Origin of the sequence: Acinetobacter sp. C15, from assembly GCF_013420645.1 — a bacterium.
Taxonomy (GTDB): domain Bacteria; phylum Pseudomonadota; class Gammaproteobacteria; order Pseudomonadales; family Moraxellaceae; genus Acinetobacter; species Acinetobacter indicus.
This window is the reverse complement of record NZ_VOXR01000018.1, coordinates 25,807-41,050: the sequence shown is the minus strand read 5'-3', so window position 1 is coordinate 41,050 and position 15,244 is coordinate 25,807. Positions and strand designations below refer to the sequence as shown.

General features: G+C 49.8%; 12 protein-coding genes. 7 read left to right on the top strand and 5 right to left on the bottom strand.

The genetic code is table 11. From position 1 onward, the window contains the following. Nucleotides 1-83: 83 nt before the first annotated feature. The 3 genes from yajC to secF are packed head-to-tail and all read left to right on the top strand — an operon-like array spanning nt 84 to nt 3,348. Nucleotides 84-413, top strand: a complete 330-nt coding sequence (yajC, locus tag FTT63_RS08845; protein WP_005180065.1) for a preprotein translocase subunit YajC — start codon at nt 84-86, stop codon at nt 411-413. Between the two features lie 53 nt (nt 414-466). Continuing rightward, nucleotides 467-2,368, top strand: coding sequence for a protein translocase subunit SecD (secD, locus tag FTT63_RS08840; protein ID WP_180192181.1), 1,902 nt, complete (start codon nt 467-469; stop codon nt 2,366-2,368). Nucleotides 2,369-2,376: 8 nt separating this feature from the next. Next, nucleotides 2,377-3,348 (top strand): protein translocase subunit SecF, encoded by a 972-nt coding sequence (secF, locus tag FTT63_RS08835; RefSeq protein ID WP_171065090.1) that lies wholly within the window; start codon nt 2,377-2,379, stop codon nt 3,346-3,348. Between the two features lie 48 nt (nt 3,349-3,396). Here secF and FTT63_RS08830 read toward each other — a convergent pair whose 3' ends face one another. The 5 genes from FTT63_RS08830 to cysM form a co-directional block, all read right to left on the bottom strand. Continuing rightward, nucleotides 3,397-4,041, bottom strand: a complete 645-nt coding sequence (locus tag FTT63_RS08830) for a 4'-phosphopantetheinyl transferase superfamily protein (protein ID WP_034597905.1) — start codon at nt 4,039-4,041, stop codon at nt 3,397-3,399. 75 nt (nt 4,042-4,116) lie between these two features. Next, nucleotides 4,117-6,423: a bifunctional (p)ppGpp synthetase/guanosine-3',5'-bis(diphosphate) 3'-pyrophosphohydrolase gene (locus FTT63_RS08825; RefSeq protein ID WP_045796610.1), complete on the bottom strand. Its 2,307-nt coding sequence runs from the start codon at nt 6,421-6,423 to the stop codon at nt 4,117-4,119. A gap of 31 nt (nt 6,424-6,454) precedes the next feature. Continuing rightward, a complete protein-coding gene (rlmD, locus tag FTT63_RS08820) occupies nt 6,455-7,846 on the bottom strand; it encodes a 23S rRNA (uracil(1939)-C(5))-methyltransferase RlmD (protein WP_163141224.1) in 1,392 nt (463 codons plus the stop codon). Nucleotides 7,847-7,852: 6 nt separating this feature from the next. Beyond that, nucleotides 7,853-8,674 (bottom strand): 3'-5' exonuclease, encoded by an 822-nt coding sequence (locus FTT63_RS08815; RefSeq protein WP_005180079.1) that lies wholly within the window; start codon nt 8,672-8,674, stop codon nt 7,853-7,855. 26 nt (nt 8,675-8,700) lie between these two features. After that, nucleotides 8,701-9,630, bottom strand: a complete 930-nt coding sequence (gene cysM, locus FTT63_RS08810) for a cysteine synthase CysM (RefSeq protein ID WP_005180080.1) — start codon at nt 9,628-9,630, stop codon at nt 8,701-8,703. A 154-nt stretch (nt 9,631-9,784) separates the two neighbouring features. On the opposite strand from cysM, the gene FTT63_RS08805 reads away from it, so the two are divergent. From FTT63_RS08805 to FTT63_RS08790, 4 genes are all read left to right on the top strand, one after another. Beyond that, the gene (locus FTT63_RS08805; RefSeq protein WP_005180081.1) at nt 9,785-12,595 is read left to right on the top strand and encodes an ATP-binding protein; all 2,811 of its coding nucleotides are present in this window, start codon (nt 9,785-9,787) and stop codon (nt 12,593-12,595) included. A 108-nt stretch (nt 12,596-12,703) separates the two neighbouring features. Next, nucleotides 12,704-13,492, top strand: coding sequence for a crotonase/enoyl-CoA hydratase family protein (locus FTT63_RS08800; RefSeq protein ID WP_016658615.1), 789 nt, complete (start codon nt 12,704-12,706; stop codon nt 13,490-13,492). Nucleotides 13,493-13,522: 30 nt separating this feature from the next. Beyond that, nucleotides 13,523-14,395: an NAD(P)-dependent oxidoreductase gene (locus FTT63_RS08795; protein WP_005180090.1), complete on the top strand. Its 873-nt coding sequence runs from the start codon at nt 13,523-13,525 to the stop codon at nt 14,393-14,395. A 36-nt stretch (nt 14,396-14,431) separates the two neighbouring features. Next, nucleotides 14,432-15,220, top strand: coding sequence for a hydroxypyruvate isomerase family protein (locus FTT63_RS08790; protein WP_127799676.1), 789 nt, complete (start codon nt 14,432-14,434; stop codon nt 15,218-15,220). Nucleotides 15,221-15,244 lie beyond the last annotated feature (24 nt).

Sequence of the window (15,244 nt, the reverse complement as noted above, 5' to 3'; positions counted from 1 at the left end):
GAAGAAAAAGACAGGGTAAATTGCAGAACAAGTCAATTTATTATCAATGTTATTGATTCCAGTTTTTAGTTTAGGAAAATGAAATGAGCCTTTTTATTTCTACTGCTCACGCAGCAGGTGAAGCTGCACAACAACCAAGCATGGTTGCTAACCTTTTGATGATTGCAGTATTTATTGCAATTTTCTACTTCCTGATTTGGCGCCCGCAATCAAAACGTGCCAAAGAACACCGCGCCCTGATCGACAGCCTGGGCGTAGGCAGCGAAGTGGTGTTTGCTGGTGGCCTGATGGGTAAAATCACCAAACTTGAAGGTGATTTTGCAGTGGTTGAACTGAACCGCGGCGTAGAAGTAAAAATTCAGCGTGCCAGTGTGATTTCAGTTCTGCCTGAAGGCACATTAAACAACCTTTAATCAAAAATTAGTCGTGCGCCCGCACGACTTTTTCATTTTAAGAAGAAAATTAAATGCGTTACCCAGCATGGAAATATCTACTCATCCTTGTGGTTCTGGTGGTGAGTACATTATATGCCCTGCCAAGTTTGTATCCAGATGAACCTGCGGTTCAGATTTCTGGGGCCAAAGCCGGTACCCAAATTGACCAAAGCATCGTACAAAAAGCAGAGCAAATCCTAAAATCAGAAAATATTGCCAGCCATGACAACAGCTTTACCAGTAACGCAGCCCTGTTGCGTCTGGACTCAAGCGAAGCACAGCTTAAAGCCAAAGATGCATTACGTCAGGGCTTGGGTGATGATTATGTCGTGGCCCTCAACCTGGCGCCAACCACTCCTGAATGGCTACAGAAAATTGGCGCCAAGCCAATGAAACTGGGTCTGGACTTGCGTGGTGGTGTTCACTTCCTGCTGGAAGTGGATATGGACAAGGCCATCAGCCAGCGCATGGAAACCTCTGCGACTGACCTGCGTCGCCAACTGCGCGACAACAAGCTGAAATTCAACAGCCTGTCTTTGAATAACAACACCATTACCGTGCAGTTCGCCAACAATGATGACCGCTCAGCCGTAATGGACTTCTTGCGCCGTAACGGCAACGAGTTTAACCAGCAGGCACTGGCCACCACAGATGGTGCCATGTTGCGCCTGACCTATACCGACACGCGCAAGCAGGAAATTGAATCCTATGCCGTGAACCAGAACTTGACCACGCTACGTAACCGTATTAACGAGTTAGGTGTGGCCGAAGCGCTGGTCCAAACCCAAGGCAGCAACCGTATTGTGGTGGAATTGCCGGGTGTACAGGATACCGCTGAAGCCAAGCGTGTTCTGGGTCGTACTGCGAACCTGGAATTCCGTCTGGTCTCTGATCTGAATGATCAGCATATTGACCCGTATACCGGTCAGCTCAGCAGCCAGACCTTACCACCGGGCACTGAAGCCTTTGCCTTTGAATCGCTCGACAGTGGCCGTCAGTTGCTGCTGAACCGTAGCCGTATTTTAACCGGTGAGCGCGTACAGAATGCATCGAGTGGCTTTAGTCAGGATACTGGCGGTGCCGAGGTAAATATTACCCTCGACTCTGCAGGCGGTAAGCTGATGGCAGACGCGACCCGTAATGCGGTCGGTAAACGTATGGCGGTTCTGTTCATTGAGAACAAGCAGCGCATCAGCTATGTAACTGATCCGGAAACCGGCGTCCAGACTGAAGTGCGTACCCCATATACAGAATCTGTAGTGATCAACGCCGCGACCATTCAGGCAGTGTTGGGTTCACAGTTCCGGATTACCGGTCTGGATTCACCGCAAGAAGCGGCTGAACTGGCATTAATGCTACGTGCCGGTGCCCTGGCTGCGCCAATGTACTTCGTTGAAGAACGTGTGATTGGTCCTAGTCTGGGTCAGGAAAATATCGACAAGGGCGTAACCTCGACCCAGATCGGTTTTATTCTGGTTGCGATCTGGATGGTGGTGTTCTTCCGTCTGTTTGGTGTGATTGCCAACTTCGCGCTGGTATTTAACCTGGCGATGATCCTGACAGTGATGTCATGGATTGGTGCTTCTTTAACCTTGCCAGGTATTGCCGGTATCGTCATTACCATTGGTATGGCAGTCGATGCCAACGTGCTGATCTGTGAGCGAATACGGGAAGAAATCAAATGGGGAGCCTCACCAAAACAGGCCATTGTAGCCGGTTATGACCGGGCCTATAACACCATTTTCGACTCGAACTTAACCACCTTCCTGGTGGCGTTCATTCTGTTCGCAATTGGTACCGGCCCGATTAAAGGCTTCGCCGTGACCTTAATGATTGGTATTGTCTGCTCGATGTTTACGGCCATTACCGTAACCCGTGCGATTGTACAGATCATTTATGGCAAACGCCGTAACCTGAAAAAGTTGAGCATTTAAGGAGATCGATGATGACTGAGAATACTCAACTGAATCCGAAAAAATACGGCCGTCCGGATGATGAGCGCGTCATTCCGTTTATGAAGATTGCGTTGCCGGCGGCATTGCTTTCGATCATTTTAACCGTGGCCAGCATCTTCTTTATTGCCACCAAAGGCTTAAATCTGGGTCTGGACTTTACCGGCGGTATTGCCGCAGAGCTGAACTACAGCAATCCGGTGAAAGCCAGCGATGTCTCTTCTGCCCTGACGCAGGCCGGTTTCCGTGATCCAGTGGTACAAACCCTGGGTTCTGAACGTGACCTGATGGTGCGTATGCCGGTGCAGGACGAGATTGAAGTCGAAGACCTGACCCAGACCATTACCGCAGCGGCACAATTGCCGGGCAACAGCGCCGATGTGACCAAGGTTGATGTGGTCGGCGGTCAGGTCGGTAACGAGCTATATGTGCGTTCTGCAGGTGCCGTGGCACTGGCGCTGATCCTGATGCTGATTTATGTCACCATCCGCTTCGAGTTCAAACTGGCGATGGGTGCGGTACTGTCCCTGTTCCACGATATTATCGTGACGGTGGGTATTTTTGCGATGATGCAATGGCCATTTGACCTGACCGTTTTGGCAGCCCTGCTGGCAATTATCGGCTTCTCGCTCAACGATAACATTGTGGTCTCGGACCGTATTCGTGAAAACTTCCGTAAAATTCGGGGCGCTTCGCCGCTGGAAGTGGTCAACATTGCCTTAACCGAAACCTTACGTCGTACCATCCACACTTCGATGACACTGTTACTGGTGGTGGTGGCGATGATGCTGATGGGCGGTGATGGCCTGAAATGGTTCTCGATTGCCATGTTTGTCGGTGTCTTTGTCGGGACTTATTCTTCGATTTATATTGGTACCGCCTTTGCACTGTGGCGTGGGCTGAACCGTCAAGACTTTATTGTGCAGGTGAAGCCGGAATTTGAAGAGGAAGAAATTCCTTAATTCTTTTCCTTCCTGTACCCATAAAAGCCCATCTCCGGATGGGCTTTTTTAATGGCGGATCAGTTGCAGCTTGGGAAACTGAAATCCCTTGCAGGAACGTTCAGAACGCCAGGCTACGGTCAGCATACAGCCACCAATCTTCAGATGCTGATAGGCAAACGTACCCAAGCCCTCATGATGGCAGAATCCACCCTGCTGATGCGGATGAACCCCGCTATTCAGCTGGTTCAGGCTCATGCGAATACCCAGCCCTGACGCTTTCAGAACAGCCTCCTTGGTGGTCCAGACCTTAAACCAGTAATCTGTCTCCTGGCCATAAGCCTGCCACAATTCCCATTCAGCCGGATGAAACATGTGCCTGGCCAGACTCTCAAAGCGCACCTTGCGATCCAGATCTTCAACATCAACCCCAACATCTTGAAGCTGCTCGCTATAGGCCAGTGCATAGTGCTGACGGCTGTGACTATGATTCAGGGCCAGCTGCGGATACGCAGGCAAAAACGGCTTGCCATACGCAGTACGGTCAAAATCTTCCGAGCAGATTGGCGCGTTTAAATAGGCCGATAGGCGCTGGTTACGAAAAGCATAAATGGCCTGCTTCTGCTGCTGGATGTACGCTTTACGCTCCAGCGCCGGCTGCTGCGGTGCAATCTGTGCCAGACGGGCCAATTCTAAAATGATCTGTGCGCTCATATGTGCACGCATTCCATGCATAAACAAAAACCAGCGATCAAGATCACTGGTTTTTTCAAAGATAAGAAAGAAAGTTTAATTGCCCTGTACCAAACGACGTGCGCTGATAATCCCCGGCTGCTGCTCCAAACGTGCCAGCAGACGTGACAGTTGCGCCAGACCTTTGACTTCAATTAACAGCTTCATATTGGCAATACCATCATTTTCGGAAATGGTATTCACCTGACGAATATTAATCTGATCGGAGAAAATCACCTGAGTCAGATCTTTCAGCAGACCACGGCGATCATAGGCTTCCACTACAATCTGCACGCTTTGACCACGGGTTGGCTGCATTTCCCAGTCGGCTTCGACCGCACGTTCTGGCTCCTGGCTGATCATGCGTACATAATCCGGACAAGCCACCTTATGAATGCTGACGCCGCGATTCAGGGTAATATAACCAGCAATGGATTCACCATGTACCGGCTGGCAGCACTGAGCAATATGCAGCTCAACGTTATCCAGACCATCAATCAGAATACCATGCGCCGACAAGGTATGGCTGGCTCGCGGATTCAGGGTCGGTTTTAATACCAGTTCCGGTTCATCCTGATCCAGATGCATATGCCGGTTAACCTGGTTAATCAGCGCATGCAGGCTGATTTCACCATTGACCAGACCAATCAGAATGTCTTCACCGAGTTTGACATTAAAGTGATTGCAGTAATCATTCAAGTCGATACTTTTCGGGTGAATCGCCAGACGCGACAATTCCTTATTCAGAATATCACGGCCAATTTCCAGATTCTTGCTGCGGTCCTGCTGTCTGAACCAGTGGCGTAACTTGTCACGCGCCCGCGCAGTCTTGATATAACCAAGTGAGTTCACCAGCCAGTCACGGTTTGGTTCACGGTCTTTCTTGGTCAGAATTTCGACCTGTTCACCGGTTTTTAAGGTATAGGTCAGCGGCACATAACGCTGATTGACCCGCGCGGCATAACACTTGTTACCAACCTCGGTATGCACATGGTAGGCAAAGTCCAGCACAGTCGAGCCACGCGGTAATTCTTTAATATCCCCATCGCGGCTAAACACATAAATCTTTTCAAAATCTTCAAACTCTTGCAGCTGCTCGAAGTTTTCAGTTTCATCATCGGACTTATGCGCACTGGCATCATTACGTTCCTGATAATGTTCCAGCACCGCACGCAAAGAATGCAAACGATGGTTGAAGGAATGATCGGTGGTTTTGCTGCCTTCTTTATAGTTAAAGTGCGAACACACCCCAAGTTCCGCTTCTTCATGCATTTCCATGGTACGGATTTGCACTTCCAGCGACTTGTTTTCAGCAATCACTGCAGTATGTAGCGAGCGATAACCATTGGCTTTCGGATTGGTAATGTAGTCATCAAACTGATGCGGAATATGCCGCCACAGCTGATGTACGATACCGAGCGAGTGATAACATTCCGGAATGGTTTTGACCAGTACCCGCACCGCACGAATGTCATAGAGCTGGTCGAAGCTCAGGTCTTTACTCTTCATTTTTCGATAAATCGAATAAATGTGTTTGACCCGGCCGGTAATTTCCGACTCAATGCCATGCGCCGCCAGTTCACTCTTGAGCTTATCAATCACAAACTGGATATATTGCTCACGTTCTAGCCGCTTTTCATTCAGTAAAGACGCAATTTCTTTATAACGGTCCGGCGCCAGATAACGAAAAGCCAGATCTTCCAGCTCCCATTTTAACTGGGCAATGCCCAGACGGTGCGCCAGCGGCGAGTAAATGGTCAGAATTTCACGCGCCACCCGCTCCTGACGCTCTTTGGACGCTGTGGTCAGTTCACGTAAGGCATAAGTACGTTCAGCCAGCTTGATCAGCACCACACGCACATCTTCAGTGACCGAAATCAGCATTTTGTAGATACCGGTCAGATGCTCGCGCTGGTTGTTATTGAAGTGATCTTCCAGCCGTTTATTCTTTTCAATCAGCTCGGACAGCTTACCCATCGACAGGGTGCCTTTGACCAGGGTATGTACGCTGTCACCGAAATGCTCACGCACCTCTTCCAGGGTCATCACCCCTTCACGCACACTGCGGTACAGCATGGCAGCCGACAAGGTATCTTCATCGACATGCAAATGCGCCAGAATATCGGCCATTTCAATTCCGGTATACAAGGTATTGGACCGGTGCTTGACTGTCGTTTCCAGCTCTTTTTGTAACGTATAGGTGGCAACTTCTTCGAGTTTTGCTAATGCTGCCCCATCTAAGATGTCACGAACCCGGTCCAGCCATTCTGCCAGATCCTGTCGTGCTTGCTCGGCATGTTCTACAGTCGTTTCCTCAGACAATTCGTTTAATCGTCCAGGAAGTTGTTCACGTACTGTGACCATACCCTACTCCTACCTCTATATACTTCATTTTCTATAAATCGTTTATTGATTTTTCTTGCTCAAATAAGGCAATCGATTCTACATGACCGGTATGGCTAAACATATCCATCACCCCGGCTTTGCTTAAACGATAGCCCTGTTGCACCAGCATCCCCGCATCCCTTGCAAGTGTAGCCGGATTACATGACACATAAACGATTCTTGCCGCACCAAATTTGGGCACATAATGCATGACTTCCTCGGCACCGGAGCGCGGAGGGTCAATCAATAATGCATCAAATCCTTGATTTGCCCAAGAATGATGCGAAAAATCTTTTGTTAAATCTTGTGAAAAGAATTTCACCTGAGTTAACCCGTTCATCTGGGCATTTTCCGCACCACGATGCACCATTTCATCTGAACCTTCCACGCCAACCACCGTACCACTTTCGCCGACACAGCGCGCCAAAGGTAAAGAGAAATTGCCTAATCCACAAAACAGATCCAGCACACGCTCACCTGCCTGCAACTGAAGCAAATCACATGCCAGCTTGACCATTTGCGGATTCACGGTGGAATTTACCTGGGTAAAATCCAGTGGATGAAAAGCAAATTTCAGCTCAAATTCCGGCAGTGCATAATGCAGACGCATGGCCTGATCGGGTTGATCTACACGTTGCACACTGTCTGGTCCCGCAGGCTGCAGATACAGTTGCCATTGTTTCTGTAACGCAAATTTGAGCAGTTGGTTGACATCTGACTCAGATAATTTTTCCGTATGCCGGACCAACAGGGCAATTTCCGTGTCACCCATTGCCAATTCTACATGACCAATGTCGGCTTTGCCTTTTAGACTTTGGAGTAGTTGTTTCAAGCGGGTGATTGAACCGAGTTCACGATCTAGAATCAGACAGCGGTCAATTGAGGTCAGCCGGTTGCTCTGGCGTTCCCGGAAACCGACCACCAGTTTGTCTTTATTCGGGAAATAACGCACCCCGATCCGGGCACGGCGGCGATAATCCTCCCGGGTTGAACGTAACGGTGTCAGCCATTCATCCGGTTGAATGCCGGCAAAATGCTGCAGGTGCGACTTGAGTACATCCTGTTTTAAACGAATCTGCTCATCCAGCTGGATATGCTGCATATTGCAGCCGCCACAGACACCAAAATACGGACACGGCGGCTCGACCCGCATCTCGGCAGGTGCAGATAACAGTTCGATACAGTCGGCTTCTTCTAACCGTTTGGTGACATGATGAATCCGTGCTTTGACTGTTTCACCCGGCAAGGCACCCTGAATAAACACCTTCTTGCCGTGTTTATCCTGCGGATGTTCAGGCTGTGAACCATAGTGTGCAATCCCGCGCCCTTCATGGGACAGCGACTCAACCTGAAAGGTATGGATCAGGGGTTGAGCTGGACGAGCGGATGGACGATGTTTCATGAGCACCTAAAGTGTGGAAGATGGGAAGTCTGCAGCAGTAAAGTATGTGGCTTGTGCATTCTGGCGCCAGGCTGCGAGGAACTCGCCATGCTGTGGCAGGCTGGATAAATACTGGATGGTGGTCTGAACCCACAGGCGATGATCATCCAGCTGCAACTGCCCTTTCAGCAAGAGCCAGCGCAGATAGATCAGCCAGGTATTCAGCACATCACCTTCACAATAGCTGGTGAGTTTGAGCCATTCACCGGCGCGGATATATTCCGGCACATGATAACCGGCTTCACCGCGTTTACCCGGAAAACCCAGCAGATGCGCCATATCATCCAGTTTCTGGAAATTCCGGCCATTAAACATGGCCATCACATCCATCAAGTCAATATGCCGCTGATGATAGCGGTTCTGGTAGTTATTATAGCGCTTTTGCGTGTCAATTTCGCCCTGATCAAACAGACTTGGCGCAGACAGGCCATGATACATGGCACGATATAAAATCACCGGCAAATCAAACTGCGAACCGTTCCAGCTCACCAGAGTCGGATGACGCTTGTCAAAAATCGACAGAAATTTTTTCAGGATTTCGGCTTCGGTATACTGTTCCCGGCTAAAAGAAAACAGGGTCATTAAGCCGGTTTCATCAATCCACAGACCGGAAATACAGACAATTTCATGCAGCGGCAAACGCTGAAAATCCATGCCCGATTCCTGACGGCGCAGCTTCATCAGCGCCTGCTCCAGATCTGCCTCAGGCAAATCCAGACCATACAGATGCGCCCCCGACTTCAGGTCGGTCCATGTTTCAATATCAAATACCAACACAGGTAGACGCATAATTTTCTCTACAGCTTGACGGCGGTTTATTCAGGATCTTGAACGGAAAATAAACCGGTTGATAAATAACGGTCACCCCGGTCGCAGATAATGCAGACAATCACCGCATCCGGGTTTTCTTCTGCCAGTTTCAGCGAAGCCCAGACTGCACCACCCGATGACGTTCCGGCACTGATGCCTTCTTTTTGCGCCAGTTTACGCATGGTCCGCTCGGCTTCAATTTGTGGAATATCAATAATCCGGTCGACACGACTACGATCAAAAATGGTCGGTAAATATTCTTCCGGCCAGCGGCGAATACCGGCAATGCTGGAACCATCTGAAGGCTGTAACCCAACAATCTGAATATCCGGATTCATTTCTTTCAGGTATTTGGATACACCCATAATGGTACCGGTGGTCCCCATCGAGCTGACAAAGTGGGTAATTTTACCGCCAGTTTGCTGCCAGATTTCCGGCCCGGTGGTCAGGTAATGCGCTTCGACATTGTCCGGATTACCAAACTGGTTCAGTACCAGACCTTTACCTTCGGCCTGCATTTGCAGGGCCAGATCACGCGCTCCTTCCATGCCCTGTTCTTTGGTCACTTCAATCAGTTCGGCACCATAGGCACGCATGGCATCTTTACGTTCCTGACTCATGTTGTTCGGCATGATCAGCTTCATCTGATAACCACGCATGGCAGCCACCATGGCCAGTGCAATCCCCGTATTTCCGCTGGTGGCTTCAATCAAGGTATCACCCGGTTTGATCTGACCGCGCTTTTCCGCCTGCATAATCATGTTATACGCTGGGCGGTCTTTGACTGAACCTGCCGGATTGTTGCCTTCCAATTTGGCCAACACCGTGGCTTGGGTATGACTTGCAAGACGCTGCAAGCGTACCAATGGCGTTTTGCCCACATAATGATCTAATAGAAATTCATCGGCTTGGAAATCAGGGGTGGTATTACTCATTATTTGCACCTTTCTCTAGGTGCGCATATTGTATGAAAAAAACCACCCGCCTGCACTCTTTTCACCAGCTTTTTCGTGAAAGTGCTTAAAGCACAGTCAGTTTTAAAATAAAGCGTGCTAAACTGCTCGGCAGAACGAATAAACTGCTTTAACCATGTCAAATATCAATAAAAAGTTATTTAAGCGCCTACATTTAAATCATGCTTATGGGCAACTGATTGCCCTGATATTTGTGCCCATTATGGTGCTGGCGGCAGTCGGTGCAGGGCTGGTTCTGACCGAAACCTCGAATGCAGCGCGCGCCCAGCAAAAGCAGATGGCGATTGCGATTTTAACCCGCTATGAAATGCTGTCTGAAGTGGCCTTGCAGCAGCTCAACACCTTTCCCTGGCAATATGAGCAGGCGCGCAGCTATATGCAAAACCTGCTCAATGAAAAGCATTTACTTCGGACTGCCATTATTGATTCCCAAGGCCGTAGTCGCCTGAGTATGGGCTATCAAGATCAGGCCGGCTGGCCCAGTTTTCCGCGCGATGCCGCCTTCTTTGGCCCCATTCAGCATAAAGACAGCCATGTCTATGGTTTACGTATTGATGAAAGCCAGAGCCAGTATGCCTGGCTGCTAATCGAACTAGACAATCAACCCCTGGAAATTGCCCGTTATCGGGTCATGACCGTGCTGATTACCACCGGCCTGCTGACCCTGATGCTTCTGTTGCTGTGTCTAAATTTCTATTCGCGCCGCTGGATTGCGCCAATGTACGAAATCCGTATGCAACTGCAACGCCTGAATGCCGACACGCTAGATCAGCACATGGTAATTAACAGTACCGGCGAGCTGCGTTTATTGCAGCGTGATATTGCCAATGTGGTCAAGCGTCTGCATTTCAGCTTTCTGGAACTAAAAGAACATACCGAACAGACCGAAGATGACTTGCGCCGCACCCTAGATACCTTGGAAGTCCAGAACATTACTTACCGTCAGGCACGTGACCAGGCGATTTCAGCCAACCAGTCCAAATCGGTCTTCCTGGCCAATATCAGCCATGAATTACGTACTCCGCTGAACAGTATTGATGGCTTTATCCATTTATTACTGCGCCAGGGTAATCTCAGCAATGAGCAGAACCTGTATCTGCAAACCATTCGCAAATCCTCGGCGCATCTGCTGGCGCTGATTAACGATGTACTGGATTTCTCGAAAATTGATGCCGGCAAACTGGAACTGGAAACCGCACCTTTTGATCTGGAAGAAGCCATTTATGATGTAATGGACATGCTGTCGCCGCTGGCCGCGCAGAAGCAGATTGCGATGGCCTTTTATTATGCTGACAACGTGCCAAAGCATGTGATTGGCGATGCCCTGCGCTTTAAGCAGGTGCTGACCAACCTGATTTCCAATGCCATTAAATTCACCCCGGATGGTGAAATTATTGTACGTGCGCGCATTGAACATGAAGATATCGGTCAGAGCATGATTCATTTTAGCGTGCAGGACAGCGGTATTGGTTTAAGCGGCACCGACCGGAAAAAACTGTTTGAATCCTTCTCGCAAGGCGATGCTTCTGTGACCCGTCAGTTTGGCGGGACCGGTCTGGGTCTGGCGATTTCCAAGCAGCTGGTACATTTAATGCAGGGCCAGATTGGCTTTGAAGACAACCAGGAACGCGCACCGACTGAAAAAGGCTCGACCTTCTGGTTTACTGCCGTATTCAGCATTGATGAGGATGAAATTATTGTGCACCCACGCTTTGCCAACAAGCATGTGGTGTCCTATCTGGCGCATCCGGCAACCGCCAATGTGCTGCGTCACTATCTGGAAAATTATCAGGTCCAGCATACCGAAACCACTTCGATTCTGGACTTATTCAGCCGACTCAATCACCTGTCTACACCGGAAGAAGACACCTGGTTAATTGTCGATCATAGCGGTGACACCGAAGCCTTACTGAAAGAAATTCGCAGCCGCTATCAGGGCAATCTGGCCATTTACGGCTACCAGATGGCGCTTGATCTAAGCATGCTGAATGAATATCGCACCCGCCCGCTGTATCAGCCTTTAAGCCGTGGCGCGCTGATTCAGTTACTGAACAATGAAAATCCGTTTGAAGATACAGGCACCGAAGTCTTTGATGGACAGGGGCTGCATGTGCTGGCGGTAGATGACCACTTGCCAAACCTGATTGTTTTAGAAGCCTTGTTAGGTGAACTGAATGTCACCACCACCAAAGCGCTGAGCGGTCAGGAAGCCCTGAATATCCTGCAAGAACGGATTGAACAGGATGCCAAACCGTTTGATCTGGTGTTTATGGATATTCAGATGCCGGTGATGTCCGGGATTGATACCACCCGCGCCATCCGCTCGCTGGAGTCCACCCTCGACAAGCATAAACGCCTGCCAATTATCGCCCTGACCGCGCATGCGCTGGCCGATGAAAAACAGAATCTGCTGAAGGTCGGCATGGATGATTACGTCACCAAGCCAATCCAGATTGAACAGATCATCCAGATTCTGACCCACTGGACCACTGAAAACTTTAACAAGGTACCGGCAGTGGAAAAAGCCGTGGTGATTGAAGCGCTTGATCCGCTGGTTCTTGACTGGCAGCAAAGCCTGATGCTGGCCGCCAACAAGGAAGATCTGGCACTGGATCTGCTGCGTATGCTGCTCGACAGCTTTGCCACCGAACTGCATGAAATGCAGCAGCTGATTGAACTGGAAGATTTCCCGCAACTGGAGCATGTGCTGCATCGCCTGTATGGCGCCACCCGTTATGTCGGCACCCCAAGCCTGCAGGAAGCCACCGGTTCTTTTGAGCAGTTTGTTTCGACCTTACGTAAAGAACGCCGTAAAGCCGATGATGCCTTTATTCAGGAAGTGCTAAGACGCTTTGATGAATTACAAGCCGTGATTGCTCAGGTTGAACATGCCGCCGAGCAGATTCTAAACAAGCACACGCAGTAGTCTGACTCGACTAAAGTCAGGGTGTTGAAAGATGGATGTGACTGCCCTGTCATGTATCATGCGTATCTGCATGCTATGCTCAACAGAGGAAAAATAAGAGTTTAGACCATGACCATAGTACAGGTAGAAAAAAATAACGGCATTGCCATTGTGCGACTGAATCGCCCGGAAAAACGCAATGCCATGAGCTTTGCATTATTAAAACAGCTGGTCAAAACTGCCCGGCAGCTAAAAAAAGACCGTAGCTTGCGCTGCGTCATTCTGACTGGTGAAGCCGAAGTGTTTAGTGCCGGTATTGATCTGGCCGATTTAAACAATCCGCAAAATCGTGCCTTTGCCGCCTGGGAATTACTCAAACCCGGCCAGAGCCTGTTTCAAAAAGCCTTTCTGATCTGGCAGGAATTGCCCGTCCCTGTGATTGCTGCGATTGAAGGTTACTGTTTTGGAGCGGGGATGCAACTGGCACTGGCAGCAGATATTCGTATTGCCCATCCTAAAACCCAGATGTCAATTATGGAAAGCCGCTGGGGGCTGGTACCGGATATGGGTCTGAGCCGCTCTTTAAAAGGCCTGATTGGCCTGGACCTGGCCAAAGAACTGACCCTCACTGCCCGCATTTTTGAAGCACAATATGCCAAAGAAATTGGCTTAGTCACCCACCTAAGTGACACACCACTGGATCATGCCCAGATTCTGGCGCAGGAACTGGCGCAGCGTTCTCCGGATGCGCTGGCTGCGGCCAAACAGGTGCTAGATGCCATGGAACATAATCCACAAAAATCCTTACGTCTGGAAAAAATCTGGCAGCTGAAATTACTGCTTGGCAAAAACAGTCAACTGGCGCGTAAAAAAGACAAGCAACCTGACACCAGTTTTTTACCGCGTCAATTTAACTAAGCACAGAGCATCAAGATCGGGAAGAGAAGCATGAGTTTTGATCGCAATACGCCCATCGCCTTTCTGGGTATGGGCTTAATGGGCACACGCATGGCAGCACGTCTGATTCATGCCGGTTTTCGGGTCGCGGTCTGGAACCGCACTGCTGCTGCCTGTGAGGAACTGCTGGACATGGGTGCTGAAGCACTGGCCCTAGAAAAGATTGGTCAATATCCGGTAATTTTAAGCTGCCTGGCCGATGACAATGCAGTCCAAGCCGTTTTTGAGCAGATTCAGCCGCATTTACAGGCCAAGCAAGTGATTGTGGATTTCTCCAGCCTGTCTGTGGATAAAACCCTGACACTGGCTGAACAGGCAGCCCGTCAGCAGGTGAAGTGGATTGATTCACCAGTGTCGGGCGGCACAGCGGGCGCAGAACAAGGCACCCTGGTGATCTTTGCCGGCGGTGATGCCGCCACCATTGAAAAACTGACCCTGATTTATAATGTGCTCTCACAGCGCGTGACCCGTATGGGCGCCAGTGGCACCGGACAGGCCACCAAAATCTGCAACCAACTGATTGTCGCGGCCAACAGTACCCTGATTGCCGAAGCTGTCGCGCTTGCAGCTCAAGCTGGGGTAGACACCACTTTACTGGCACCCGCACTGGCCGGTGGATTTGCTGACTCCAAACCGTTTCAGATTCTAACCCCGCGCATGGCCAGTCATAGCTTTGAACCGGTGCAGTGGAAAGTCCAGACCCTGTCCAAAGACCTGAACAATGCCCTGACCCTGGCTGCGCATTATCAGCTGAATATTCCGGTGGCACAGCAGGCTTTGCAACAACTGCAAGCGCATCAGGCCAAAGGCTTTGCGGAAGCAGATTTATCCACGGTCATTCAACAGGTGGAACAGACCACTTAATTTCACCCTTTGCACAGGGAATGCAGGACATTGTTTATGACGAAACTTGCCGTAAATCTTTCTATGATTTTTACTGAAGTGCCGCTACTTGAGCGCTTTGCACTGGCCAGACAACACGGCTTCCAGCATGTTGAAATCCAGTTTCCGTATGAACTGAGCATTGCGCAGATTCAAAGCCAGCTAACCTTGCATGAACTGACGCTGTGCCTGATTAATGTTCCGGCCGGAGATTTAATGCAAGGCGGCAACGGGCTGGCCGGTGTGCCGGGCAAGGAAATCGAGTTTCGTCATGCCGTTGAACAGGCCATTGAATACGCGGTTGCACTCAAAGTGCCAAGTGTCAATATTCTGGCTGGTAAACAGCCCCAGGATGCCGATCTGCTGCCTTGCCTCAGAACACTGGCCGAGAACCTGAAAATGGCCAGCCATATGCTTAGCAGCCAGCAGATCCAGCCGGTAATGGAAATGATTAATGGCACCGACATGCCGCGCTTTTTAGTACAGAACATTGCCCAGGCCCAAGAGATGCTTGAAGCGGTGCAACATCCGGCGCTAAAAATGCAGTATGACTGCTATCACATGGCCATGATGGGTGAAAACGTACTGGAAGGACTGATCGAGAATATCCAACAGATTGGCCATATCCAGTTTGCCGACTGCCCGGGTCGTCATGAACCGGATACCGGCGATATTGCCTTTGCGGAAGTGTTTGACTGGCTCAAACACAGTAACTATGCAGGCTATGTGGCGGCGGAATATCGACCGAGCAAAGATTCAGCAAATTCCTTTGCGTGGAAAAACAAATACTTTGCCGAATATCAATAATTCGGCACTGTCATAGATTTGAAA